This window comes from Parvibaculum sp., assembly GCF_039680535.1.
Taxonomy (GTDB): Bacteria; Pseudomonadota; Alphaproteobacteria; order Parvibaculales; family Parvibaculaceae; genus Parvibaculum.
In genome coordinates, this window is record NZ_JBDKSS010000017.1 from 97479 (window position 1) to 120926 (window position 23448).

20 protein-coding genes, 3 pseudogenes and 1 CRISPR repeat array are annotated in these 23448 nt (G+C 61.5%); of the genes and pseudogenes, 6 read left to right on the top strand and 17 right to left on the bottom strand.

The window, feature by feature from the left end; all coding sequences use genetic code 11:
• Window positions 1-8: 8 nt before the first annotated feature.
• The gene (locus ABFC66_RS12775; protein WP_346741348.1) at window positions 9-1139 is read left to right on the top strand and encodes an acyl-CoA dehydrogenase family protein; all 1131 of its coding nucleotides are present in this window, start codon (window positions 9-11) and stop codon (window positions 1137-1139) included.
• Here ABFC66_RS12775 and ABFC66_RS12780 read toward each other — a convergent pair.
• The 9 genes and pseudogenes from ABFC66_RS12780 to ABFC66_RS12820 form a co-directional block, all read right to left on the bottom strand.
• A pseudogene (locus ABFC66_RS12780) lies at window positions 1106-2419 on the bottom strand (M20 family metallo-hydrolase). The gene ABFC66_RS12775 and the pseudogene ABFC66_RS12780 sit on opposite strands and share 34 nt — an antisense overlap.
• On the bottom strand, window positions 2416-3288 hold the full coding sequence (locus ABFC66_RS12785) for an arginine deiminase family protein (protein ID WP_346741349.1): 873 nt from the start codon (window positions 3286-3288) through the stop codon (window positions 2416-2418). The pseudogene ABFC66_RS12780 and the gene ABFC66_RS12785 overlap by 4 nt, the downstream one beginning before the upstream one ends.
• On the bottom strand, window positions 3288-3890 hold the full coding sequence (locus ABFC66_RS12790; RefSeq protein WP_346741350.1) for an urea carboxylase-associated family protein: 603 nt from the start codon (window positions 3888-3890) through the stop codon (window positions 3288-3290). Before ABFC66_RS12790 ends, ABFC66_RS12785 begins: the two co-directional genes overlap by 1 nt.
• Complete coding sequence (locus tag ABFC66_RS12795; protein WP_346741351.1) at window positions 3887-4675, bottom strand: creatininase; 789 nt, start codon at window positions 4673-4675, stop codon at window positions 3887-3889. The genes ABFC66_RS12790 and ABFC66_RS12795 overlap by 4 nt, the downstream gene beginning before the upstream one ends.
• Window positions 4676-4693: 18 nt before the next feature.
• Window positions 4694-5425 carry an SDR family NAD(P)-dependent oxidoreductase gene (locus ABFC66_RS12800; RefSeq protein WP_346741352.1) on the bottom strand — a complete coding sequence of 244 codons (732 nt, stop codon included), beginning with the start codon at window positions 5423-5425 and terminating at the stop codon, window positions 4694-4696.
• The gene (locus tag ABFC66_RS12805; RefSeq protein ID WP_346741353.1) at window positions 5422-6192 is read right to left on the bottom strand and encodes an SDR family oxidoreductase; all 771 of its coding nucleotides are present in this window, start codon (window positions 6190-6192) and stop codon (window positions 5422-5424) included. Before ABFC66_RS12805 ends, ABFC66_RS12800 begins: the two co-directional genes overlap by 4 nt.
• Complete coding sequence (locus ABFC66_RS12810; protein ID WP_346741354.1) at window positions 6189-6965, bottom strand: ABC transporter ATP-binding protein; 777 nt, start codon at window positions 6963-6965, stop codon at window positions 6189-6191. Before ABFC66_RS12810 ends, ABFC66_RS12805 begins: the two co-directional genes overlap by 4 nt.
• 24 nt (window positions 6966-6989) lie before the next feature.
• On the bottom strand, window positions 6990-7781 hold the full coding sequence (locus ABFC66_RS12815) for an ABC transporter permease (protein ID WP_346741355.1): 792 nt from the start codon (window positions 7779-7781) through the stop codon (window positions 6990-6992).
• Window positions 7778-8782, bottom strand: coding sequence for an ABC transporter substrate-binding protein (locus ABFC66_RS12820; RefSeq protein WP_346741356.1), 1005 nt, complete (start codon window positions 8780-8782; stop codon window positions 7778-7780). The genes ABFC66_RS12815 and ABFC66_RS12820 overlap by 4 nt, the downstream gene beginning before the upstream one ends.
• Window positions 8783-8930: 148 nt before the next feature.
• On the opposite strand from ABFC66_RS12820, the gene ABFC66_RS12825 reads away from it, so the two are divergent.
• The 3 genes from ABFC66_RS12825 to ABFC66_RS12835 all read left to right on the top strand — a co-directional run bounded on the left by ABFC66_RS12825 (window position 8931) and on the right by ABFC66_RS12835 (window position 12251).
• Window positions 8931-9857, top strand: a complete 927-nt coding sequence (locus tag ABFC66_RS12825; protein WP_346741357.1) for a LysR family transcriptional regulator — start codon at window positions 8931-8933, stop codon at window positions 9855-9857.
• Between the two features lie 118 nt (window positions 9858-9975).
• Complete coding sequence (locus tag ABFC66_RS12830) at window positions 9976-11223, top strand: aromatic ring-hydroxylating dioxygenase subunit alpha (protein ID WP_346741358.1); 1248 nt, start codon at window positions 9976-9978, stop codon at window positions 11221-11223.
• Complete coding sequence (locus ABFC66_RS12835; RefSeq protein WP_346741359.1) at window positions 11220-12251, top strand: 2-oxoglutarate and iron-dependent oxygenase domain-containing protein; 1032 nt, start codon at window positions 11220-11222, stop codon at window positions 12249-12251. The genes ABFC66_RS12830 and ABFC66_RS12835 overlap by 4 nt, the downstream gene beginning before the upstream one ends.
• On the opposite strand, the gene ABFC66_RS12840 is transcribed toward ABFC66_RS12835, so the two are convergent.
• From ABFC66_RS12840 to ABFC66_RS12850, 3 genes are read right to left on the bottom strand one after another with little or no spacing between them, the layout of a single operon-like run.
• Window positions 12248-13669, bottom strand: coding sequence for an efflux transporter outer membrane subunit (locus ABFC66_RS12840; RefSeq protein ID WP_346741360.1), 1422 nt, complete (start codon window positions 13667-13669; stop codon window positions 12248-12250). The genes ABFC66_RS12835 and ABFC66_RS12840 overlap by 4 nt on opposite strands.
• A complete protein-coding gene (locus ABFC66_RS12845) occupies window positions 13656-14831 on the bottom strand; it encodes an efflux RND transporter periplasmic adaptor subunit (RefSeq protein ID WP_346741361.1) in 1176 nt (391 codons plus the stop codon). The genes ABFC66_RS12840 and ABFC66_RS12845 overlap by 14 nt, the downstream gene beginning before the upstream one ends.
• Window positions 14824-18015, bottom strand: coding sequence for an efflux RND transporter permease subunit (locus tag ABFC66_RS12850; protein ID WP_346741362.1), 3192 nt, complete (start codon window positions 18013-18015; stop codon window positions 14824-14826). Before ABFC66_RS12850 ends, ABFC66_RS12845 begins: the two co-directional genes overlap by 8 nt.
• Window positions 18016-18249: 234 nt before the next feature.
• On the opposite strand from ABFC66_RS12850, the gene ABFC66_RS12855 reads away from it, so the two are divergent.
• Window positions 18250-19161 (top strand): LysR substrate-binding domain-containing protein, encoded by a 912-nt coding sequence (locus ABFC66_RS12855; protein ID WP_346741363.1) that lies wholly within the window; start codon window positions 18250-18252, stop codon window positions 19159-19161.
• Window positions 19162-19238: 77 nt separating this feature from the next.
• Here the strand turns inward: ABFC66_RS12855 and ABFC66_RS12860 are convergent, their stop codons facing one another.
• The 5 genes and pseudogenes from ABFC66_RS12860 to ABFC66_RS12880 form a co-directional block, all read right to left on the bottom strand.
• The gene (locus ABFC66_RS12860) at window positions 19239-19778 is read right to left on the bottom strand and encodes a hemerythrin domain-containing protein (RefSeq protein ID WP_346741364.1); all 540 of its coding nucleotides are present in this window, start codon (window positions 19776-19778) and stop codon (window positions 19239-19241) included.
• Between the two features lie 272 nt (window positions 19779-20050).
• A CRISPR array of direct repeats spans window positions 20051-20545; the repeat unit is 32 nt; unit sequence GTTTCGATCCGCGCCCCCGTGTGAGGGGCGAC.
• Between the two features lie 474 nt (window positions 20546-21019).
• Complete coding sequence (locus ABFC66_RS12865; protein WP_346741365.1) at window positions 21020-21280, bottom strand: Lpp/OprI family alanine-zipper lipoprotein; 261 nt, start codon at window positions 21278-21280, stop codon at window positions 21020-21022.
• A 73-nt stretch (window positions 21281-21353) separates the two neighbouring features.
• Window positions 21354-21839 carry an Hsp20/alpha crystallin family protein gene (locus ABFC66_RS12870; RefSeq protein WP_346741366.1) on the bottom strand — a complete coding sequence of 162 codons (486 nt, stop codon included), beginning with the start codon at window positions 21837-21839 and terminating at the stop codon, window positions 21354-21356.
• 111 nt (window positions 21840-21950) lie between these two features.
• The gene (locus tag ABFC66_RS12875) at window positions 21951-22115 is read right to left on the bottom strand and encodes a hypothetical protein (RefSeq protein ID WP_346741367.1); all 165 of its coding nucleotides are present in this window, start codon (window positions 22113-22115) and stop codon (window positions 21951-21953) included.
• A pseudogene (locus ABFC66_RS12880) lies at window positions 22115-22962 on the bottom strand (IS5 family transposase). Before ABFC66_RS12880 ends, ABFC66_RS12875 begins: the two are co-directional and overlap by 1 nt.
• Window positions 22963-23111: 149 nt before the next feature.
• Between ABFC66_RS12880 and ABFC66_RS12885 the strand changes: the two are divergent.
• A pseudogene (locus tag ABFC66_RS12885) lies at window positions 23112-23448 on the top strand (glycogen debranching enzyme GlgX); the annotation flags it as partial.

Here is a 23448-nt window from a genome sequence, read left to right on the forward strand (position 1 = left end):
GTGAAACAATGTTGGACACAAACAAACGACCGACCATCCAGTTCAGCGACGAACAGGAGCAACTGCTCGAAGTCGCGACCAGCTTCTGCCTCGACAAATTCCCCGCCGACCGCGTCCGTGCGCGTATCGCAGCGGCGGAGGATTTCGATAAAGGCGTATGGGGCGAAATGGCCGCGCTAGGCTGGCTCGGCGTTGCCGTGCCGGAGGAATTCGGCGGCAGTGGCCTCGGCCTTGCCGAGGTCGTGACGCTCGTCGAGCCTATGGGCCGCGCCCTCGCCGGCACGCCGCTCGTCTCGACGACGCTGGTTGCACAGGCCCTTCTCAAGGGCGGCACCCAGGCGCAAAAGAACGAGTGGCTACCAAAGATCTGCGAAGGCGCCATTGGCGCTCTCGCGCTGACGGAGCCGCATGGCGACTGGGACCTCGCCAACCTGACCTGCAAGGCGGCACGGCAGGCCGACAAGCTTGCCCTTTCCGGTATCAAGACCTTTGTGACGGATGCGGCTTCCGCCGATCTCACCATCGTCTCGGTCTCGCTGGACGGCAAACCCGCTCTCGTTCTTCTCGACAAGGCGGCACTCGGCGCCGCGAAGATCGAACGTGAGATCGTCATCGACGAGACCCGGCGCTCTTATCGGCTGAAGCTCGACGGCATCACCGTCCCCGCCAGCGCTCTTCTCGATCCGTCGAAAGCCGGTGCCACGCTCGCACATCTGGAGCAGGCGGCTTGCCTCCTCCTCTCCGCCGAAGCCTGCGGCGGCGCAAGCGGCGTCATCGACGTCACGGTCGAATATCTGAAGTCGCGCAAGCAGTTCGAGAAATACATCGGTTCCTATCAGGCGCTGAAACATCCGACGGTCGACGCCCTGCTCGCCATGGAAGCGGTCCGCTCCCACCTCTATTTCGCCGCGACGGTGATCGGCGAAGGCGAGGATGGCGAGATCGCGGTCCGCATGGCCAAGGCCCAGTCGAGCGACGCGCTCGCCTTCGCCTCCGACCGCGCGATCCAGTTTCACGGCGGTTTCGGCTTCACCTATGATTGCGACGCGCAACTCTATCGCCGTCGCGGCATCTGGTGCGAAGCCCAGTTCGGCGATGCGGCGCATCATCGCCGCATCCTTGCGGACATGCTGCTGTGATGTGAGCTATGCCTTCGGCGCGGCCGCAAGTGTCGCGTCGAAGGAGAGCAGCGCGTCGAGGAGAACCGCGCACAACCGGCAGCGCAATCTTCCGACGTCGCCCACTCCGCCTCGTTGTGGCTGAGCCCGTCCTTGCAAGGAACGAAGATCATCGAAGTGGGTGCGACCCGCGCCATGTAGACGGCGTCATGCCCTGCCCCAGAAATGATGTCGCGATGCGGGAGCCCGCGCTTCTCCGCCGCGTCGCGCACCATGCCGACGCTCGCCGCATCGAACTCAAGACCGCCGGGGTGTGAGCGATCTCCTTGAAGTCGAGCGCCAGACGATGGCCGGCGGCGATCTTCGCCGCTGCGCCCGCGAAGGTCTTTCCCATCTCGGCGAGAACGGTATCGTCCGGATGGCGAAGGTCGACGCACATGAAGACCTCGCCGGTGATGACGTTGCGGCCATTGGGCGCTGCGGTCAGGAACCCGACGGTACCCCGACCGAGCGGCCCGACGTCGCGCGCGACACGATCAACCTCGCGGATAATGTCTGCGGCGCCAAGCAACGCATCGCGCCGCGCTTCCATCGGCGTCGTGCCGGCATGCGCATCCTGGCCGACAAGCTTCAGCTCGTACCAGCGGAACGCCTGCACGCCGGTTACCACGCCGATCGCCTTCTTTTCCGCTTCGAGAACGGGGCCCTGCTCGATGTGCAGTTCGAAGAAGGCGGAGACCGGGCGCCCACCCACTTCATCCTCGCCTTCGTAACCGATGCGCTTCAGCTCCTCGCCCAGCGTCTTTCCATCCTTGTCGATCCGCGCCTTGGCCGTCTCCATCGGGATCGCGCCCGCGAAGACGCCGGATGAAACCATGGCAGGCGAGAAACGCGAGCCCTCCTCGTTGGTCCACACGGCCACCTCTACCGGGCGTCACGTAGTCGAGATCGTGCAGCGTCCGCAGGACTTCGAGCCCGGCCATGACGCCCAGAATACCATCGAACTTTCCGCCCGTCGGCACGGTGTCGAGATGGCTGCCGTTCATGATCGGCGGCAAAGAATTGTCGAGGCCGGCACGGCGCGCGAAGATATTGCCCATCCGGTCGATGCGGATCGTGCAACCCACTTCCTCGCACCAGCGAATGAAAAGATCGCGACCCTGCCGGTCCTCATCCGACAGAGCGAGGCGGCAGACGCCGCCCTTCGGCGTCGCGCCGATCTCTCCGATTTCCATCAGGCTCTGCCACAATCGGTCGCCATTGACCGACAGATTGGTGACGGAAGGATTGGTCTCGCTCATAACGGATCCCGCTTCAAGGACTGACAGAGGCAGTGTGGGCCGCCGCCGCCCAGAGTGTACATCGAAAGGTCGGGCGCGAAGACCTCGATGCCGTGCGCCCTCATGCGAGCGTTGAGATCGACATTCTCCGCCGTCGAGAGAGCGCGATCGTTGCCGAGGCTGACAAGGTTACAGCCAAGCTTCATGGCGTCCTTGTAGGAGACAGGAAGAATCTCGTACCCCCGCCCGCGCAGCAACTCGATGAACCAGGGCTGGTGGGCATCCTCGCAGACCGCGACGAGCTTCGGCGCGATAAAGCCGACCGAAACGTCGAGATGAACGAAATAGGGGGGAAACGGCACGGCATGCGCTTCCCAGCCCTCGGCACGGAACCACGAGACAACTTGTTCGGCGCCTTCTTTTTCCGAGCGCTCGCCGCCATAGCCGCACAGCACGAAACCGGGTTCGACGACCATGAAATCGCCGCCTTCGAAATGGCCGGCGGTCACCATGTTCCAGATCGGAATGCCGTGGTCCTGATAGAATTTCAGCACCAGCGAATAATCGCCCCGACGATACTTCGTCTGCATCATCGTCACGACGGCGCCGAACGGCGTCATGAAACTCGAGTCGCGCGCGAAGACGCTATATTTGAGTTCCGGCTTCGCCTCGAGCCAATGACAGGTGACGCCGGCGCTCTCATAGGCATCGACCATTTCGCGATGCTGGGAGATCGCGGTCTGCGCATCAAATTTAAGATCGAGCGCCAGCGTCTGCCGCGCCACAGCACTCACAGGCCGCCATTCGAAGAAATCCGGGGCGCCGAGAAGGACATGACGCAGCACGCCCGTTTCGGAATCGATGCCCCAGGGGATCGAAGGAGAACTCATCAGAAAACCTCGTAATGCGCCTCCGTCGGCGCTCCGTCGTTGATGCAGATGATGTCCTGCGGGCAGGCCGACATCGCGACGATACAATCCATCTCGGCCCGGAGGACGACATAATCGCCGGGCTTTGAAACAGGCTTCTCCCAGCCGATCTCGCCGTTGACAAAGGGGATGTTCATCCAGAGATTGAATGGCGACGGCGTTTCGGGCGGTGTCAATCCAAGCTCGGCAAGACCGGCTTTCAGATTGTCCTGACAATTGTCGTGATAGGTTTCGACGCCGAGACCCTGATACCGATAGATGTCGCAGGCAGCGATCAACGTATCGTGGATGCCGGGCGAGGTATCCTCGACAAGCGTCAGGATCGGACGCCGGTGATTGGTGACAAGCTTGTCGCCGGGCCTCGGGATGACCCGGTCGATGGCTGCACGCATGTGCTCCATCGACAGGAATTCGGTGAGATCATGCGCGTTGAAAGCCCAGGTATCAACGACTTGATGGCCATGCGTATTGATGATGCGGATCGACTGCCCCGCCTTCAGGCGGACCGCCTTGCCAGTACGCGGCGGCACACGATGCCGCGTCTCCTCTGCGACGGCGTTCATCCCTTCACCTTTACGTTCGGGAATTCCTTCAGGATCGCCTCGGTAACGCCTTTGGCATAATCCTCGGCCAGCAACACGCCCTTCGCCGCATCGGCACCCTTTGCCGGCGAAAGCACACCGGAGCAGGGCACCCATCCCGTGCGTGTCGGATACATGTCGTAGGCGGGGAAATGCGCCATATCATCGGTCGGAATGGCGCTCTCGTCGACGAGATGCGGGAAATGATGAAGCATCAGCGATGTCTCCATCACAGCGGCATGTTCGAGCGCATAGCCGGGAAACCCGTCGGGGAAGACCTTGTCGAGCGTTTCCTGCGTCGTGAAATCCCAATATTCGAGGCGCAACACCTCGAAATCCTTGATGCCGTCATAACGCAGTTCGCGCAGCGCGAGATCGATGCCCTCGATGGTGAACATCATGTTCTCGTAATGGCCGTTGATGAGCGCCATCTTTCGCACGCCGTGGCGCGCGAATTCCTTGATGACGTCGCGCAGAACATGCGCGAGCGTGTCGGCATCGAGACTGGTCGTGCCGCAGAAATGATTGCCGCCGCCCATTTTCGGCTGCGACTTGTAACCAAAGGCAACGACAGGCGCGACGATAGCATCGATCTTCTTCGCAACGTCGAGCGCGACGGCGGTCGACAGCATCGCATCGGTGCCCATCGGCAGATGCGGCCCGTGCTGCTCCGTGGCACCGACCGGCAGGATGATCAACGCTCCCTTGTCGATCCGCTCCTTGTAGGTCGTCCAGCTCATCTCGTTCATCAGCAGGCGGTCGCTCATTCGCATCACTCCTTTTCGTTACATAGATGCGCCGCCATTCACGCCGACCACCTGGCCGGTCATGAAGGAAGCGCCGGGGCCTGCGAGAAAGCGGATCGCGGCCGCGATTTCTTCCGGCCGGCCAATGCGGCCGAGCGGATTGGACAATTCGGCCTGCCGCCAGTGAACGGGCAGGTTTTCGAAATCGAGCAGCGGCGTATCGGTCGGCCCGGGGGCCACTGCATTGACGAGAATGTCGGGCCCGAGTTCGCGCGCCCATGTACGCGTCATCGCCTCGATCGCACCCTTGCTCGCGCAATAGGCTGTATGGCCCGCGCGGCCAAGCGAGGCGAGCTCGGAGCTTACCGTGATGATGCGCCCTCCACGCCCGCGCGCCCGCATGACGCGTGCGACTTCACGGCCGACGAGGAAACTTCCGGCGAGATTGACGCCGATCACTTCGTTGAACATGGCAAGCGTCGTCTCGACGAGCGATGCCTCCCGGAAAATGCCGGCCGCACTCACGAGAATGTCGATGCCGCCGCTTTGCGCGTCGGCCGCAGAGACGGCCGCGATGACCGCGGCCTCGTTGCCGACATCGACGCTGAAAGCGAGATGGGACGAAGCAAAGCCCTTCAGCGCCTGCGCCTCAGGCGCACGATCAAAAAGCATGAGGCGCGCGCCGGCCTCCGCCAGCGCGAACGCTGCTGCCCTGCCGATACCGCTCGCGGCACCCGTCACCAGTGCCGTCTTTCCAGCCAATTCACTCACCCGAGAAACTCTCCGCGATCGACCCCAATCGCCTGTCCGGTAATGTTGGCGGCAAGCTTGCTCGCCAGAAACACATAAAGGCCCGCTACGTCATCGGGGTTCATCAATCCCGGCAGCGCCTGGCCGGCGTGAATATCGCCCAGCAACGCATCCTCGGTCCGCTTGGCGCGCAGCGACATCGCTTTCAGCGACCGCAGCGACGCTTCGGTTCTGACCCAGCCGGGGCAGACCGCATTGACGTTGATGCCGCGCGGTCCCAGCTCGCGGGCGAAGGTGCGGGTGAGACCGATGACGGCATGTTTCGATGCGATATAGGCAGCGAACCCGCCGACCGCCGACTTGCCCCAGACGGACGCCGTGTTGACGATGCGCCCGCCCTGCCCCATCAGCGGGAGGGCCGCGCGCGTCACGTTCCATGTTCCCGTCACGTTGATCGCGAGAATGCGCTCGAAGATTTCGTCGACAGCCAGCGAGAAGTCGTCGAGCGGCGTGATGAGTTCGAGACCGGCATTGTTGATCAAGACGTCCAGCGGACCGAAATCGGAGAAGATCGCCGCAACGGCCGCGCGGTCGCGCACGTCGCACTGAAAGGATCTGACTGCTGCACCGCCGAGCCGCTTCGCGGCGTCATGCACGCCCGCATCGTCGGCAAGGATCGAAAGCTCCGCGCCGGCCTCGACGAAGCCCGCCGCAATGCCGTAGCCGATGCCGCGGCTCGCGCCGGTGACGAGTACCTTTTTGCCCATGAGGCCAAGCAGATCGTTCATTCTTCCGCTCCCGCGCTCGCCCGAACGAGACGCAGTATCTTGGTTCGCAGATGAAAGAAGGCTTCGCTGTCGCGCAAGGCGAGCGTCCGCTCGGTCCCCAGAAGCGCGGTGACGTCGATCTCCTCGAGCATCCGCGCTGGCCGCTTCGAGAAGACGATGATGCGGTCGGCGAGAAATACCGCTTCGTCGACGTCATGCGTGACGAAGATCACCGTTTTCGCATCTTGCTGCTGAATGAGCCGAAGCTGAAGCTGCAGATCCTCGCGGCGCTGCGCATCGAGCGCACCAAAGGGCTCGTCCATCAGCAGAATCTCCGAGCCCGCGGCCAGCGTGCGGGCAATGGCGATGCGCTGGCGCATGCCGCCCGACACCTTGTTCGGATAGACGTTCGCGAAATCGGCAAGACCGACAAGAGCGAGATAATGCGCCAGCCGTTCCTTCTTTTTCTTCGGCGAAATGTCCAGCCGGTACTTCATGCCGAAAGCGACGTTCTGCGCGACGGTAAGCCAGGGAAATGACGAATAGGACTGGAAGACCATGCCGCGACTGCGATCCGGTCCCTCCACCGGCTGCCCGTCGATCGTGATTTGTCCTTTCGACGGCGTTTCCAGGCCGCCGACCATGCGCATCAGCGTCGTCTTGCCCGAGCCGGACGGTCCGAGGAAGACCACGAATTCGCGGCGTTTCACCTCGAGGTCGAAGCTCGGCGCCACGACTTCGAGCGCGCCGAAGTTTTTCGAGACAGAGTTGAAGACGAGATAAGGTGCGGGCACGGGGCGCTGCTTATGACTGATGACTTAGAGATATCGGAACATGAATTTGTGGAGAACGCGAAGCGCCTGATCGGTGAAAAGACCGATGAGACCGATGGCGACGACACCCGCCATCACCTCCGACGTGTTCATGTAGCGCCGCGCGGCCCATATGACGAAGCCGAGGCCGCTATCCGCGGCGACGATCTCCGCGATGATGAGATAGGTCCAGCACCAGCCGAGCGTGACGCGCAGATTGTCGAAGAGGTTCGGCAGCATGGCGCGGAAGGCGACGTCGGAGAGCATCTGCGTCGGCCGCGCGCCGACCGTGTAGGCGATCTCGATGTATTCCTGCGGCACGCGGCGCATGTCATCTGCGACGAGCAACAGAAGCTGGAAGAAGGTACCGAGCCAGAGCAGGAAGATCTTGGTCTCCTCGCCAACGCCGAACCAGATGATGCTGAGCGGTACGAGGGCCGGCACCGGCAGGTAGCGGATGAAGTCGACGATCGGCTCGAGCGCCGCCCCCACCGCCGGAAAACTGCTCATGACCATGCCGAGGGGGATGGCCATGACGACGGAAAGTCCGAAGGCCAGCCAGACGCGTCCCGTTGAAACCATCGCATGATAGAGGAGGTTCTTCTCCTCGATCATGTCGATGAGCGTCGCGAAGGCCGTGCTCGGCGGCGGAAAGAAAAGTGCATTCATCCAGCCGAACCGCGTCGCCACCTCCCAGAGCGCCAGCACGGCAACGCTTGCGAGGACGGCGATCATCAACCGCCGTCCGCGCGGCAACGTGCCGCGAAAGGAAAGTCCCTGGGAGGGGCGTTCGCTCATTTCAGATCGCTCGCACTGATCTTCGCCATGATGGAGCTGTCGATCTGCTTCGCCGCCACGAGCTTGTGATCGGCGGCGCCGTTCTCGAGATTGAGCTGCATCACGGTACCGAAAATGCCGTAGAGCGAACCGGGCTTTGCAGGCGTGCCGAAATATTCCGCCGTGTCCTTGTAGGACGTATAGACGAGGCTGCCTTCGATCGAGTCCGAAAATTCCTGCGGCTTCAGGTTGAAATGCGGCGCCGCGAGTTTGATAAAGTCCGCCTTGTTGGTCTTGAAGTATTCGATCGCCTTGAAGATGCCGATCAGAAATTTCCGGTATTTCTCGGGATTGGCCTTCAGATCGTCCTGCCGCACGATGATGACGTCGATGATGATGCCCCGATAATCGCTCGACGAGACCAGCACCTTCGGGCTGCGCATCTTGATCTTGTCCAGCGCCTGCGACAGGAAGGGCTGATAGGTCGCGACCGCGGCGATCGAACTGTCTGCGAAGACGGCGACCGTATCGGCCGTCGCAATCTGCTTCACGTTGAGGTCGTTGAGCGTCATTCCCTTCTTCTTCAGCGCAAGCTGCAGGAGAAGGCGCGCTGGAATATTGGGTTCGGAAGCGACCGTCTTGCCTTTGAGGTCCTCCACTGACTTGATCGATCCGTCGGCGACAACGCCGTCACCGCCCAGTGACTCGTCGATCGTGCCGATGATGATGCCAGGCGTATCCGCGTCGCGCGGCTTGCCCTGATATTCGCCCACCGTGCGCATATCCATCTCGATATCGCCACGCGCCATGGCCGCCATCACGTTCGGCCGTTCGTCCTCGAACTTGATGTCGACATCGATACCCAGCGCCTTGAAATAGCCGAGGTCGTTGGCGACGAAGACCGGCGCATAGCCGCTCCAGGTCGGACAGAGAATCCTGATTTTATCGTCGGCATGGGCAGCGCTCGCGGACATGGCCACCGCCAGCCCGAAACCCGCTGCGAGGATACGCTTGAAAGACATGGATTTGCCCCTTCTTTGGCCAGTTGACGCCAGTCTGCCCCATGAGGGTCCCTGAAATTTACATTGATAGAAATATCGATTATTCAAATAATAGATTTGAAAACGCCGATGTAAAAGACCGGACCGAACACACACGGGAGAACCGCCCATGCGCAGGCTCGACAATATCGATCTCCGCCTGCTCCGGGTCTTCGTGACACTGGTCGACGCGGGCAGCTTTGCGGACGCCCAGATCGCCCTCAACCTTTCCCAGCCTACGCTCAGCACACATCTGGCGGCCCTTGAACGCAAGCTTGGCGGCTCTCTTTGTGTGCGTGGTCGCCGCGGCTTTCAAATGACGCCCTTCGGCGAAGCGACCTATACCGCCGCCCAGAAGCTCTTCTCGGACATTCACACCTTCGAGGAACGGGTCGGCCAGCACACGGGCCAGCTCGCCGGCCGGCTCCGGATCGGCATCGTCGACGGCGTGGTGACCAACCCCGTCTTCAGCCTGCCCGCCATTATCGGCCGCTATCTCGAAAATTCGGACAGTGTCTTCATCGATCTCGAACTCGGCACGCCGCACCTCCTCGAGCAGGCCGTCGCCGACGGGCGGCGCGACATCGCCATCGGCCCTTTTTCCCAAAAGGCACCGGGCGTCACCTATGTCTCGCTCCATCAGGAGCCGCATGGGCTCTTTTGCGGTCGCGGCCACGCCCTTTTCGACATGCCGGCGGGCAAGATCACTCCGGCCCATATCGAGGATGCGCTCTTTTCTGTGCGCGGCTATCGCCAGTTCGACGACCTCTACCGTGCCAATCACCCCCGCGCGAGCGGTCAGGTGGTGCAGATGGAGGCTCAGGTGATGATGATCCTGTCGGGCCGTTTCATCGGCTTCCTGCCGCGCCATATCGCCGACGACTGGGTGAAGCAGAAGCAGATGCGGGAACTGAAGCCCTCGACCTACCAGTTCCTTTCCACCCATTTCGCCGCCTATCGCCGGAGCGACGAGAAGCGTCCTCTGATCACGAGTTTCGTTCGGCTGTTGAGGCAACAGGCGGCGGCCATGCGCAAGACGGGCAGCACCGCGGTCTGAAACGGACCTATTTACATCTATGATTTCGGATGTAATTCACAGAAATTCATTATTTATCTCGATATATGCCTGCGGCATGCTTCGCTGAGAAGAGCCCTCCCGCTTCGGAGATCAGTAGATGAGTGCCGCCCTCTCCAGCCCCATGAAAGCCGGCGCGATGCGCCAGCCACAGGACATCGACGGGATCCGGCGCGAAATCGCGGAAGCGGCGCCCCAACCGCTCGCGCGAGCAGTCACACTGCCGAAGGCTGCCTATACGAGCGAGGATTATTTCCGTCATGAAGCCGACGCCGTGCTTTCCTCCGGCTGGCTCTGCATCGCCCATGTCTCGCAACTGAAGGCACCCGGCAGCTACATCGCCGTCGACCTTCTCGACGAGCCGCTGGTCGCGGTCCGCGACGAGACGGGTGCCGTCCGCGTGCTGTCGCGCATCTGTCCGCATCGCGGCACCGACATTCTGCATGAATGCTTCGGCAAGCCTCGCGAGGGCACGACGCGGCGCCTCACCTGCCCTTACCACGTATGGGCCTTCGACCTTTCGGGTAAACTCGTAAGTGCGCCGGAGAGGGAACGCGCCGAGGGCTTCGTCAAGGGCGACTGGTCGCTCCCCACCATCCGCTCGGAAATCTGGCATGGCTTCCTCTTCGTCAATCTGGACGGAAAGGCTTCACCTCTCGCCGGGCAATATGCCGATTTCGGCGAAGCCATCGCTCCATGGAACACGGAAGAGATGGAGGTCGTCATCGAGCTTCAATGGGAATGCGACTTCAACTGGAAGGTGATGATCGAGAACTGGATGGAGTCCTACCACCACATGGGCATCCATCACGACACGCTGCAGGTGACCATGCCCGCGCGCACCACCTGGACCGATCCCGAGCATCCGCATTTCATCCGCTGTCACCTGCCCTTCCGGCCGGAGCTTGCCGAAGAGCTGCGCGAGATCGCTGCGGGTACAAAACCATGGAGCGGTTTCAAGCCTGTCGACGGCTTGCCCATCGACCGCCAGACGGAATGGGGCCTTTATCTCGGCTATCCCGGCTTCATGTTCCTCACCATGCGCGATCGTGTGCTCTGGTATCGGCTCGAACCCGTTTCCGCCAGCCGCTGCAGGCTTTCCACCATGACGCTGATCTCGAAAGAGGCACGCGCCGATCCTTCATTCGACGAGGTGATAGAGGCGGAAACGAAGATGCTTTCAGATTTCCACGCGCAGGACATGCAGGTAAACCAGGCCGTGCAGAAAGGATTGAAATCCGCCCATGTGGTGCGTGGCCGGTTGAGCCATCTCGAAGAGCCTGTCTGGCTGATCCAGCGATACCTCGCCGCGCGCCTGGACGGGCGCTATCCGGAACGCGCAATATGACCGTGCTTCAGGAACGAACGGCTTCGCTCGACCGCCTCGATCTCTCGGCAAAGAAACTCGACTTCGATTCCATCCCGCTGATCGACATCGCGGACCTGACCCATCCGGACCGCGCCAGGCGCGAAACCGTGGCGCGCAAGATCGGCGAGGCTTGCGAACATGTCGGCTTCTTCTATGTCACCAATCACGGTGTGCCGCAGGCGTTGCTCGACGCGATCTACGGTGTCGCCGACCGCTTCTTCGCAATGCCGACGGAAGAAAAACTTAAGGTCGACATCCACAAGGCGGACCGTCATCGCGGCTATGTTCCCGTCGGCGGTCTCCATGCCGACGCGCATAACACGGGTTCGCACGATCTGCAGGAAGGCTTCGAGCTGTCGCTCGAATTGCCGGAAACGGATCCCGACTATCTCGCCGGCAATCCGATGTACGGGCCGAACGTCTGGCCGGAGCATCCGGCCGACTTCAAGGAAATCGCAAACGGCTATTACAGTGAGATGATCTCGCTCGGCCGTCGCCTCTTCGGCGGCTTCGCGCTGGCGCTCGGCCTTGAAGAGAGCTGGTTCGAGCCGAAGATCGAAAAGCCGATGGGTCAGCTCCGCGTGCTTTATTACCCGCCACAGGCCGGCACCGTGGATCCGAACCAGATCGGCATCGGCGCGCATACCGATTACGAGTGCTTCACCATTCTCGCACAGAGCGAGCACGGCCTTCAGGTGCAGAACCGCAAGGGCGAATGGATTGCCGCCCCGCCCATTCCCGGTGCCTTCGTCGTCAATATCGGCGACTGCATGCAGCGCTGGACCAACGACCGTTTCCGCTCGACGGTCCACCGCGTCATCAACCTGTCGGGGAAAAAGCGCTACAGCCTCGCCTTCTTCTACGGCGCCAATTATCACGCGACGATTGAGTGCCTGCCGACCTGCCAGGACAAAGCGAACCCGCCGCGCCACCCGCCGGTGAAAGCCGGCGACTGGACCGTGGCGAACATCAAGGCTGCCTATACCTATGTGCCCAAAGCGATCTAGCGATCGGCCAGCTTCGGTCCGTTCTGCTCCCAGCCGCCGCCGAGGGCCCTGACCAGGGCAATGGCCGCCTGTTGCCTGCGCGTCTGCACATTGAGCGCCGCCATTTCGGCCTGAAGCTCGGCCGTCTGCGCGGTCACGACGCCCAGATAGTCGGCCGCGCCTTCCTTGTATTGAACAAAGGCAAGCTTGTTGGTGCGCGAGGCGGCTGCAACCGAATCGTCCTGATGCTTGGCTTCCTCCGCCAGCCGGTTCGCCAGCGCCATCTCGTCCTCGACCTCGCGGAAGCTGTCCAGCACCGTCTGGCGATAATTGGCGGCCGCTTCATCAAACTGCCCATGCGCGACCTTGAGTGCGGCCGTGCGCTCGCCGCCGTCGAAAATCGACAGCACGGCCACAGCCGGACCCAATGCCCAGAAGGCGCTCGGCGCGCTCAGGAGGTTACCACGGACGCTCTCAAATCCGCCGGACAGGCCGAGCGTGATGTCGGGGTAGAATGCCGCTCTCTGAACGCCGATGCCGGCATTCGCCGCCGCCACGCGCCGCTCCGCGGCTGCGATGTCGGGACGCCGTTGCAGAAGGAGCGACGGCGCCGTCACCGGGACCAACGGGATCACGATTGTCTGCACCGCCGGCGCGATCGAGAAGGTGGAGGCGGGTTCGCCGACCAGCGATGCGATCGCATGTTCGAGAAGCGCGCGATCCGCGCCGACATCGGAGAGTTGCGCCTTCGCCGACGCCAGTTGCGTCTCTGCACGACCAACGTCGATGGCCGAGGATGCGCCGCCGGAATGAAGTGTGACCGTCAGCTTCAATGCCTTGTCGAAGGCATCCACCGTGTCGGACAGGAGCGCCATTTCAGCGTCGAGGCCGCGCAGACGCAGGTAGTCGTCCGCGAGTTCCGCCTGAAGGCTCAGATGCACCGATGCAAGATCGGCGGCACTCGCCTGCTCGTCGGCATCGCCTTGCGCCACGAGATTGCGCACCCGACCCCAGAGATCGAGTTCGTAGCTCGCGGCAAGACCGCCGACATAGTCGTTATAGACCGCCGGCTTGGTTTGAAGCGGTCGATTTGCCGAAAGGCGATCGCGCTCCGCGCTCGTTTCGAGATCGAGCGAGGGAAAGAGCGACGAGCGGGCCTGCCCCGCAAGACCGCGCGCCTGATCGTAGCGCGCGACGGCAGCGGCGAGACGTGGACTGTTCTTTTCGATGCGCTGCTCGAGCCCGTCGAGTATGGGATCCGGGAATATGCTCCACCATGCGCCACGCTGCACATCGTCCGCCGGCGTCGCCGGAGACCACGGCCCCACTTCCTTATAGGAAACGGGCACCGCAATTTTGGGCGGCGTGTAGTCTGGCGCCATGTCACAGCCTGCCACCGCCAGAGCGAGAGCGACGGACAGAATTCTAGCTGTTTGCATGGGAAGTCTGGCCGGAGTCGAGAATGTGAACCTGGTCGCCATCGGCCAAGGCGTCGGGCGGGCTATCGACGATGTTGTCGTTCGGGGACAAGCCGGAGGCGATCTCGACCTTCGCACCGAAATCCCGCGCGATCTTGATCACCCTGAGCTTCACCCGCCCGTTGCTGTCTACGACGGCAACGGTCATGCCTTGCGGGCGGAACATCAGAGCGCTTGCTGGAACGAGAACGGACGAGCCGGTATTCGGCAGCGAGAACGTCACCTGTGCATAGGCGCCGGGCTTCAGCATTCCATCGGAATTATCGACCTCGAGCTGAACGAGCATCGAACCGGAGGTATCGTTCACGGATTCGGAGGTGTTGAGCAGCGTCGCGTGGAACGTGCGATCTGGATATTCCGGCAGAACGAGCGTTGCAGTAACTCCCGGCTTGATGTCCGCCGAGAAGTTCTGCGGCACATGCACATAGACGCGCATCTTCTTCGTATCCGCCACCGTGAAGAGCGGCCGAGCGGCAGCCGTGCCTGAAACAATCAATGCGCCGACATCCGTCGAGCGGCTCGTCACGACGCCATCGAAAGGCGCAATGATGCGCCGGAAGCTTTGCAGCGTCCGCAGCCGGTCGACATCCGCCTGCGCCGCATTCGCCATCGCGCGCCGGACGGCGAGGTCGCTCTGCTTTTCTTCCGCATCCTGCTTCGAGACGGCATCCTGCGCCACCAGCTTGCCCCAGCGCTGGGCTGTGGTTTCCGCCAGCTTGAGCTGGGCGACGGCTGTGGCCAGATTGGCGGTGGAGGCTGCGACCTGCTGATCGACATCCGGCGTATCGATCTCCGCCAGGATCTGCCCAGCCTTCACCGGCGTGCCGATATCGGCATACCAGGCCTTCAGATAACCGTTGGTCCGTGCATAGACCGGCGCTTGCGACCAGGCCTCGACCGAAGCCGGCAGGGAAAGCGGGCGCTGCGCGCCGTCGACGGAAGGACGAAGAACGCTGACCGTCGGCATCGCCTGCTCCGCCGTCCAGTTCTTCAGTTCCTGTTTGGCGAAGAGACGCGTCGTCATTCCCGCGCCGACAACGACGACGGCAACCGCAATGCCGATCAGGCCGGCACGTCTCAACTTGCGGTTATCCCGAACAACGAGCTTGACGGGTTCATGCATAGGCTTCACCTGGATTGGTCGAGGGCGCGGTTTGATGGCGACCGTGGACGAGAGCAAACACGACGGGAACGAACATCAACGTGGCGAAAGTCGCGACGATGAGTCCCCCGATCACGGCGCGGCCGAGCGGCGCGTTCTGCTCGCCGCCTTCGCCAAGGCCCAGCGCCATCGGCGCCATGCCGATGATCATCGCCAGAGCCGTCATCAGAACCGGACGGAAGCGCGTGAAACCGGCCTCGAGTGCCGCCTTCGTGGCATCGCCCGTTGTCGTCAGACGTTCGCGCGCGAAGCTGACCACGAGAATCGAATTTGCCGTTCCAACGCCCATGCACATGATCGCACCCGTCAGCGCAGGCACCGACAATGTCGTGTCGGTGACGAACAACATCCAGATGATGCCGGCAAGCGCACCGGGCAAGGCCGTAATGATCACAAACGGATCGAGCCACGACTGGAAATTGACGACAATCAGCAGGTAAATCATCACGATGGCGCCAAGCAGACCGAAGCCCATCCCGGAAAAGGCCGTGTTCATCGTCTGATATTGCCCACGCAGCGTGACGGTTACACCCTTCGGCCGCTCGCTCGCATGCGCCAGCAGCACATCGTTGATGTCGTCGGCGACGGCGCCGAGGTCCCTGCCTTGCGTCGTCGCATAGATGTTGGCCATGGTCTGGATATTGTACTGCGAAATAATGGCGTTGGCCGTATCGCGCGACAATGTTCCAAGGCCACCCAGAACCTGGAGGGTGCCGGTCGCCGAAGAACCTGTAATGGGAAGGTTCTGAAGCCGGCTCAGCGAATCCAGCAGATATTCAGGCGTCTGTGCGACGACCTGATAGGAGACGCCATTCTTCGGATTGAGCCAGTAGACCGGAGCCGTCTGCCCGCTGCCGGCCAGCGCCGTCGCGACGCCGTTCGTGACATCGCGCTCGGTGAGACCAAGTTCGCCTATCCGCGTGCGGTCCGCATTGAAACGAAGTTCCGGATATTGCGAGGATTGCTGGATACGCGCATCGGCGACGCCGGATATCTTGCGCACGTCGCGCAGGATCTTGGTCGCATAGTCCCGGTCGGCAGCGAAGTTCGGACCGATCACCTGGATATCGATTGGGGCCGGCGCACCGAAATTGAGGATCTGGCTGACGATATCGGACGGCAAGAAGGCAAAGGTCGCCGTCGGAAACTCGCGCGGCAGGCGTTCCCGCAACGTCTTTATATATTCGTCGGTCGGCCGATGACCTTCGGTCAGGCCAATCAGGATGTCGCCATCCTGCGGTCCGATCGTGCCGGTCGCATTATAGGTGGTATTGATGCCGCTGACCGGCAGGCCGATATTGTCGACCATCGAGTTCAACTCGCTCGGCGGAATGATCTCGTGGATTCGCTGCTCGATCCGGTCGAAGAGAGCCGACGTTTCTTCGAGGCGCGTACCGACCGGTGCCCGGACGTGCATGGTGATCGAACCTGCATCGACCGAGGGAAAGAAATTCTCGCCGAGGAACGGCAGCAGCAGGAACGACAGCAGAACGCAGACCATGAAGCCTATGATGAACGGCATGCGATGCGTGAGCGCAAGCTCGAGATAGCCCGAATAGCTTTCGCGCACCGTCTCGAAACGCTTCTCGAACGACCTCTGAAACCTCACCAGCGGATTGCGCGACGGGTGGGCATCGTCGTCTTCGTGTTCATGCCCGGCCGCATGCGGTTTCAGGAGATACATCGCCATGGTCGGCACAAGCGTGCGCGACAGGATGAACGACGCAATCATCGCAAAGACGACCGAAAGCGCCATCGGCACGAAGAGGAAACCCGCAACACCCGGCAAAAAGAACATCGGCACGAAGACGATACAGATGCAGAGCAGCGAGACGAAAGCCGGAACGACGATCTGCGCGGCGCCGTCGAGAATGGCGGTGATGACGTCCTTGCCCTGCTCCAGATGCCAGTTGATGTTTTCGATCGTCACGGTCGCGTCGTCGACGAGAATGCCGACCGCAAGAGCGAGGCCGCCCAGCGTCATGATGTTGAGCGTCTGACCGAAGGCGGCGAGCGCCGCCACCGCCGCGAGGATCGCCAGCGGGATCGAGATTGCGATGATCACCGTCGAACGCCAGGAGCCGAGGAAGAGCAGGATCATCAGGCTGGTCAGCACGGCGGCGAGCACACCTTCGCGAACGACGCCGGAGATGGCGGCCTTCACGAAGAGCGACTGGTCGTTCAGCGGCACGATCTTCAGACTTGAGGGCAAGATTTCCTGCAAGGCGGGAAGCCTGTCCTTGATGCCCTGGACGATCGCGAGCGTCGACGTCGCGCCGGACTTCAGGATTGTCATCAGCACGGAGCGCGCGCCATTCACGTGCACGACGTTCTGCTGCGGCGGACTGCCGTCGCGCACATGGGCGACGTCGCGCATATAGATCGTCGCACCGTTGGCCGTTTTCACTGGAATATCGTTCAGGGCTTCGATCGTGTCGGGTGCATTGTTCAATCTGAGATTGTACTGAAACGTGCCGATCTTGACGAAGCCGGCAGGGTTGATCTGGTTCTGCGCGGCAATCGCATTGCCAATGTCGGTCGCGGACAATCCCTTCGACTGGAGCGCCACCGGGTCGATATCGACCTGAACCTGTCTGGTTCGACCGCCATAGGGATAAGGCACGGCCGCACCCGGCACCGTCACGAGATTGGTGCGGATGACATTGAGGGCGTAGTCGCCGAGTTGCTGTTCCGAAAGCCCCTTGCCCGACAATGCCAATTGCAGGATCGGCACCGTGGAGGCGCTGTAATTCAGGATCAGCGGCGGCGTCGATCCGGGCGGCATCTGCTTCAGCACCGTCTGCGAGACGGCCGTGATCTGGGCATTCGCCAAACGGATATCGGCGCCCGGCTGGAAATAAATTTTGACGATGCCGATGCCCTGCATCGACTGCGCTTCGATGTGTTCGATATCGTTGACGGTCGTGGTCAGCACACGTTCGTAGGGCGAGACCATGCGGCCCGACATGTCATCCGGCGACAGGCCAGTGTATTGCCAGATGACGGCGACAACCGGCACACGAATATCGGGGAAAATATCGATGGGCGTTCTGACGGCAGCCAGTCCACCCATGATCAATATCACCATTGCAAGGACGATGAACGTATAGGGCCGTTGCAACGCAATACGCACGATGGAGAACACGGCTCAACCTCGACAATGGAGATCCGGGGCGCTTCGGGGCGGGTCCGCTGCCGACACGAGGAAGCCGCCACGGCGGAGGCCCAAGACATGTCATTGGGGGGACGGGGCGACATATCGCAGACACGGCGGCCCTGGCGGCCTCAGGTGACGAGCACCCGCCTCTTATTGCAACGCCGCATTGATAGTGTCTAATATATAATAAAGCTCAATTGATACGTAGAACGGAATACTGCCATGGAACTGCGCCATTTGCGCTACTTCGTCCATGTCGCCGAGGAATTGCACTTCGGCCGCGCGGCCCGGCGCCTCGGTGTATCGCAGCCGCCATTAAGCCATCAAATACATGTTCTGGAAGAGGAAATCGGCACCCGCCTGTTCGAGCGAACCAATCGGCGCGTCGAACTGACCGAGGTCGGGAAGCTTTTCTTGCCGGAAGCCCGTGCAGCCCTCGAACAGGCCGCGCACGCCGTGGAAGTCGCTCGCCGGGCCCATCGCGGAGAAATCGGCGAGGTCACGATCGGCATGACGGCCTCTGCGCCTTTCACCGGAGCGGTGACGAAGGCGATTCTGGCCTTCCGCCAGAGTTCGCCGGATGTCCGCCTGACGATGAGCGAGATGCCGAGTCCGCTCCAGATCGAAGCCCTGAATGCCGGCAGCCTCCAGGTGGGTTTCCTGCGCGGCGCGCAGCTTCCGGACCTGCCCATCGGCCTGACGGCGACCGAGATATACGAGGACCGTCTGGTTCTCGTCCTGCGGGAAGATCACCCGCTCGCGCAAAGCGGCGGTCCCGTCACCATGAAGGAACTCGCGGACGAGTTCTTCGTCTTCTATGTGCGCGGCCTCGGTGCCGGCTTTCACGAACAATGGCTCGCGCTTTGTCATCGCGCGGGCTTCGAGCCGAAGATCGCGCAGGAAGTCCACGAGCTTTCGACGCTTCTGGGCCTGATCGCCGCCGGGCTCGGCGTAACGGTGCTCGCAGCATCGCTGCAGGCGCTGCAGGTGGAACACGTCGTCTACCGGCCCCTGAAGGAGGTCGATGCCATGACGAAGATGTGGATCACCTACAACAAGAAGAAGACGTCGCCCGCCTGCGACGCCTTGATCAACCTCGTGCTCAAGCATCACGCCTGCGCGGCCGCTGCATGAAATCGGCCCCGCCTGCCTGCCGTCTCTTTTAGGACAAGGCAAACGGGACCGCATTCACGCATATGCTCTCATGAAGTTCAGTGTGCGGAAGCGCCGAATTCTTTCATGAGTTCTTCTTTGCGTTCCTTCAGGCGCTCGCCCATCTCATCGAGATATTCGTCGTCCTTCTTCGCCTGGGCGAATATGCCGCCTGGCTGCTCCTCCTCCTTGACATGGTGCTTGATATATTCGCCGAGCACCTTCACCTTCGCGTCGTAATATTCCGCGCCGGGCTCCATCGCTTCAATTTCCGCAATGAGCTTCTTCGCGCCGTCGTGTTCGACATAAGCCTCGTCAAGCATGTCGTCTTCGACATCGCCGCGCTCTTCCGGATAGAGGATTTCTTCCTCGATCGAGGTATGAACTTTCAGTGCCAGCGCGATCTTGTTGAAAAGTTCCAGCTTTTCACCGTCATCCTCGAGCTGCTCGTATTCGTCGAACCATTGCTTGACTTCCCGATGATCCTGTTTGAGCAGCTTGATCGCCAGAGGGTCGCGGCGTCCCGTCCGGCGCGTGCGACGCGTCGTCGATTTCGTGGATGTTGATCTGGATTGATTTGTCGATTTGGCCTGAGCCATGAGCGGTGTTCCTCTCTATGCAGCTCCATTGCCGCCCCCTTTCAACGGCGCGTCGGCCCATGAGTTCCACGTTATCAATCGACGTCCTGCGCGGTCCGCGGCTCCGCTGCGCTTTGGCGTGCAGGATCACCGCATGACGTTCGCGGTCGAAATTTCGTTGAGTGATTTTCGAGACTTCGCCGCGGTATCTTTCGGACGCGATATGGCGGTCTGCGCACGGTTGATGAGCGGCCAATGGTCTGCGGATGATCCATCCATAAGCCGAACGGCACAGCTGTAAGATCGCCCCCGTGTGAGGGGCGACGTCGCGGCCAATGTCCTGCGTCGCGCCGATGGCATAGTTTCGATCCGCGCCCCCGTGTGAGGGGCGACTACGTCCTTGAGGGTTGCCCGACTGGCCCGGTTTGTTTCGATCCGCGCCCCCGTGTGAGGGGCGACCTGTAGATGCCCGCCATTGCTCGCGCCTTCCTGAGTTTCGATCCGCGCCCCCGTGTGAGGGGCGACGGGCGTCACCAATGCCGATATCCAGACCGTCCTGTTTCGATCCGCGCCCCCGTGTGAGGGGCGACGCGGCAACCTGACCGCGTCGCTTCCGATCCTGTCGTTTCGATCCGCGCCCCCGTGTGAGGGGCGACGTGCTCGTCAATCCCGGCCTACTCGGTCGATGCTGTTTCGATCCGCGCCCCCGTGTGAGGGGCGACATTGTTGCAAAGTCTCGTCCGTCGTTCTTTGAAAGTTTCGATCCGCGCCCCCGTGTGGATCGTGTCCCATGTCGTGGTGTAGCTCGCTGGCGTTAGCGTAGCCGCTCGCGAAGCGCGCCGTCCCCATGGCGCCGTAGCGAGCGAGCGGCGTAGCGGGCCGGCCTGTTGCTCAACCCGCCCGAGAGGGCATACTCATGCCGCGACTCTAATCCCCAGTGAGGGAAACTTCAGTGGCAGGTCAGAGGGATATGCCTACGAAACGTGGCCGTAATGTTCCCATTGCGGCCACCATTTACCCGAACGGCTAGGGTGCGCTCAAGCTCCGTCAAGATCATTCTATAGAGTAAGAACGACTGCCTGACACAGCATCTTGTGGTCGATGCTGACCGGCGGTAGAGCGCGCAAAGTGCGAGCGAACCGGGATGCCGGTTCGCGTTTCCCTGCCCGACGACAGCACCTTCGCGCCTCAATAAAAAGCCGGACATCCTCCCCCGCCTCGCTACAGGGGCGAATGTCCGGCTTGCAGTTTCGGGTGTCAGATCACTTTCGCAGCGAGTGCTGGAAAATGCGATCCGCCTTCTCATTCGCGGCCTGTGCCAACGCCGCAGCGCGGTCGGCGGAGGCCGACGCCGCTTGCGACTGGGTCATCGCCTGCTGCGCCATCTCTTTCGCCTCGGCGGAGTCCTTCACGGCCTGATCGAGCTTCGCCTGGTCCTGCTCGTTGAGATGGGTGGCGCAACCGCCAAGCAGCACCGCAGAGGCAAGAGCGGCGGGCAGCATGACACGTGACAGCATGTTCATCTAACTTCTCCTGTTGGTGCGCCCACACCTCCCCTGGAGGTGCTGACGTCATAAACTCGCAACGCCATCCATGTCAGGAGGCAGATTTAACCTCGATCTTCTTGATCTGAGCCTTCGCCTCGGCGGGCTTCGGCACGGTGACCGTCAGAACGCCCTTTTTTACGCTCGCCCGCACCTTCGCTGCGTCGGCGTGGAACGGCACAGCAATGCGGCGCTCGAACGAGCCCCAGCGCCGCTCCTTGAGGTGATAGTCTTTCTTCTTCTCCTCGTGCTCTTCCTTCTTCTCGCCCTTGATGACGAGCACGTCGTGGTCGAGCGTAACATCGACCTGTTTCTCGTCGAGGCCGGGAAGTTCCATCGCGACGGTGAGAGCGTCATCGCTTTCGCTCACGTCGACCTTGGTCGGAAGACCGAAGGAGAGATCCGGTTCGGTGAGATGCCCAAAACCTTGGGTGAAATCCTCAAAGAGCCGGTCCATCTCACGGCGCAATCTGCCGAAGACATCAAGTTCACCATTCGTCGATTTGTGACCAGGAAAGCGCTGTAGTAGACGGGGCATGAACCACTCCATTTCTTGCATGGTGAAAATCAGGGGGCGTGTGCAACTTTGCGCCCATTGGCTCCGCGAAGCCTTGATCCCAATCAAACGGCAGAAATGTCGCAGGTGGCGTCAGGAAGCGATAGCGCGGCGGAAGCGCGCGAGCGACGCACTGAAGTAGAAAATGGCGATCGCGATGAGCCAGAGAATATCCGGCCAGACAATGCTGAATCCCGCACCGCGATAGAGAACATCTTGCGAGAACGAGACAAAGTGCGTCGAGGGCGCGAACTGCATCACCACCTGAAGCCATCGCGGGATGCTCTCGAGCGGCGTCGTGCTGCTCGAAGCAGTCATGAGCGATGAAGAGCCAAGCGATGGCGCTTTCAATAGAGCGCTCCCAGTCTTTGGCGAGGCGTCGCGATCTGCCGAGCCAGGCGAAGGTGCGCTCGACGACCCAGCGGCGCGGCAGAAGCTCGAAGCCTCTGGCTGTGTCGGAGCGGCGGATGATCATGACGTTCCAGTCCCCCATGCGATTGAGCGCGGAGCGCAGTTTGTTTCCTGCGTACCCACCGTCGGCAAAGATATGTCGCAGCCAGGGAAAGCGATAGCGGGCTTTGGCAAGAACGGCTGGCGCGCCGTCGCGATCCTGAATGTCGGCGGCATGAATGATTGCAGCGACGAGGAGGCCATTCGCATCGGTCAGGATATGACGCTTCCTGCCCTTGATCTTCTTGCCGGCATCAAAGCCCGCAATGCCGCCGCTTTCGGTCGTTTTGACGCTCTGGCTGTCGATCACGCCCGCCGTCGGCTGGGCGTCCCGGCCTGCCTGTTCGCGCGCGGTGGCGACAAGATAATGATTGATCGCCTCAAGCAGCCCCTCGTCGCGCCAGCGGTAGAAGTACTTCTGAACCGTCGAGAACGGTGGAAACTCCCTGGGCAAAAGTCGCCACGCGCACCCCGAAGAGGCGACATACAATAGCGCGTTGACGACTTCGCGTAGGCTCGTCTTGCGCGGCCGACCCAAGCGGCTGGGCGGCGGCAAAAAACCTTCAATCAATGCCCATTCATCATCTGTCAGGTCACTTGCATAACGCATCCCGCGACGCTCATACTTGCATCGAGTGATTTCAGTCCAGGCCATTCGGTCCTCCGTAGTCGTTGCAAACCACAGAGAATCACAAGTCCCTGAAATCACTCACTCCTTTTTGGAACAGACACTAACATTCCAGTGGTTCTGTCTTTCCGGTCGGGTCGGCTCACCCGCCGGCAGGGCGATGATAGGGGAAACCCATGAGCTCGCCCGGATCAAGGTTGGAAGATGGACGGCCCCATCCTCTCGGCGCGACGTTCGACGGCGATGGCGTGAATTTCGCGATCTTCTCGGCCAATGCCCGCAAGGTGGAACTCTGCCTCTTCGACGAGACCGACGCGCGCGAAACGGAGCGGATCGCGCTTCCCGAATATACCGACGAGGTATGGCACGGCTATCTTCCGGACGCTCAGCCCGGACTTCTCTATGGTTACAGGGTGCACGGCCCCTATGACCCCATGAGCGGCCACCGCTTCAATCCGAACAAGCTGCTTGTCGATCCCTATGCGAAGGAGCTGAACAGCTCGTTCATCTGGA

Coding starts and splice junctions, on each gene's coding strand:
- ABFC66_RS12815 (WP_346741355.1), bottom strand. CDS start 7,781: ATGAGCGAACGCCCCTCCCAGGGACTTTCCTTTCGCGGCACGTTGCCG.
- ABFC66_RS12785 (WP_346741349.1), bottom strand. CDS start 3,288: ATGAGTTCTCCTTCGATCCCCTGGGGCATCGATTCCGAAACGGGCGTG.
- ABFC66_RS12795 (WP_346741351.1), bottom strand. CDS start 4,675: ATGAGCGACCGCCTGCTGATGAACGAGATGAGCTGGACGACCTACAAG.
- ABFC66_RS12875 (WP_346741367.1), bottom strand. CDS start 22,115: ATGCAGTTCGCGCCCTCGACGCACTTTGTCTCGTTCTCGCAAGATGTT.
- ABFC66_RS12790 (WP_346741350.1), bottom strand. CDS start 3,890: ATGAACGCCGTCGCAGAGGAGACGCGGCATCGTGTGCCGCCGCGTACT.
- ABFC66_RS12840 (WP_346741360.1), bottom strand. CDS start 13,669: ATGCAAACAGCTAGAATTCTGTCCGTCGCTCTCGCTCTGGCGGTGGCA.
- ABFC66_RS12835 (WP_346741359.1), top strand. CDS start 11,220: ATGACCGTGCTTCAGGAACGAACGGCTTCGCTCGACCGCCTCGATCTC.
- ABFC66_RS12870 (WP_346741366.1), bottom strand. CDS start 21,839: ATGCCCCGTCTACTACAGCGCTTTCCTGGTCACAAATCGACGAATGGT.
- ABFC66_RS12805 (WP_346741353.1), bottom strand. CDS start 6,192: ATGAACGATCTGCTTGGCCTCATGGGCAAAAAGGTACTCGTCACCGGC.
- ABFC66_RS12860 (WP_346741364.1), bottom strand. CDS start 19,778: ATGGCTCAGGCCAAATCGACAAATCAATCCAGATCAACATCCACGAAA.
- ABFC66_RS12855 (WP_346741363.1), top strand. CDS start 18,250: ATGGAACTGCGCCATTTGCGCTACTTCGTCCATGTCGCCGAGGAATTG.
- ABFC66_RS12775 (WP_346741348.1), top strand. CDS start 9: ATGTTGGACACAAACAAACGACCGACCATCCAGTTCAGCGACGAACAG.
- ABFC66_RS12830 (WP_346741358.1), top strand. CDS start 9,976: ATGAGTGCCGCCCTCTCCAGCCCCATGAAAGCCGGCGCGATGCGCCAG.
- ABFC66_RS12865 (WP_346741365.1), bottom strand. CDS start 21,280: ATGAACATGCTGTCACGTGTCATGCTGCCCGCCGCTCTTGCCTCTGCG.
- ABFC66_RS12845 (WP_346741361.1), bottom strand. CDS start 14,831: ATGCATGAACCCGTCAAGCTCGTTGTTCGGGATAACCGCAAGTTGAGA.
- ABFC66_RS12820 (WP_346741356.1), bottom strand. CDS start 8,782: ATGTCTTTCAAGCGTATCCTCGCAGCGGGTTTCGGGCTGGCGGTGGCC.
- ABFC66_RS12825 (WP_346741357.1), top strand. CDS start 8,931: ATGCGCAGGCTCGACAATATCGATCTCCGCCTGCTCCGGGTCTTCGTG.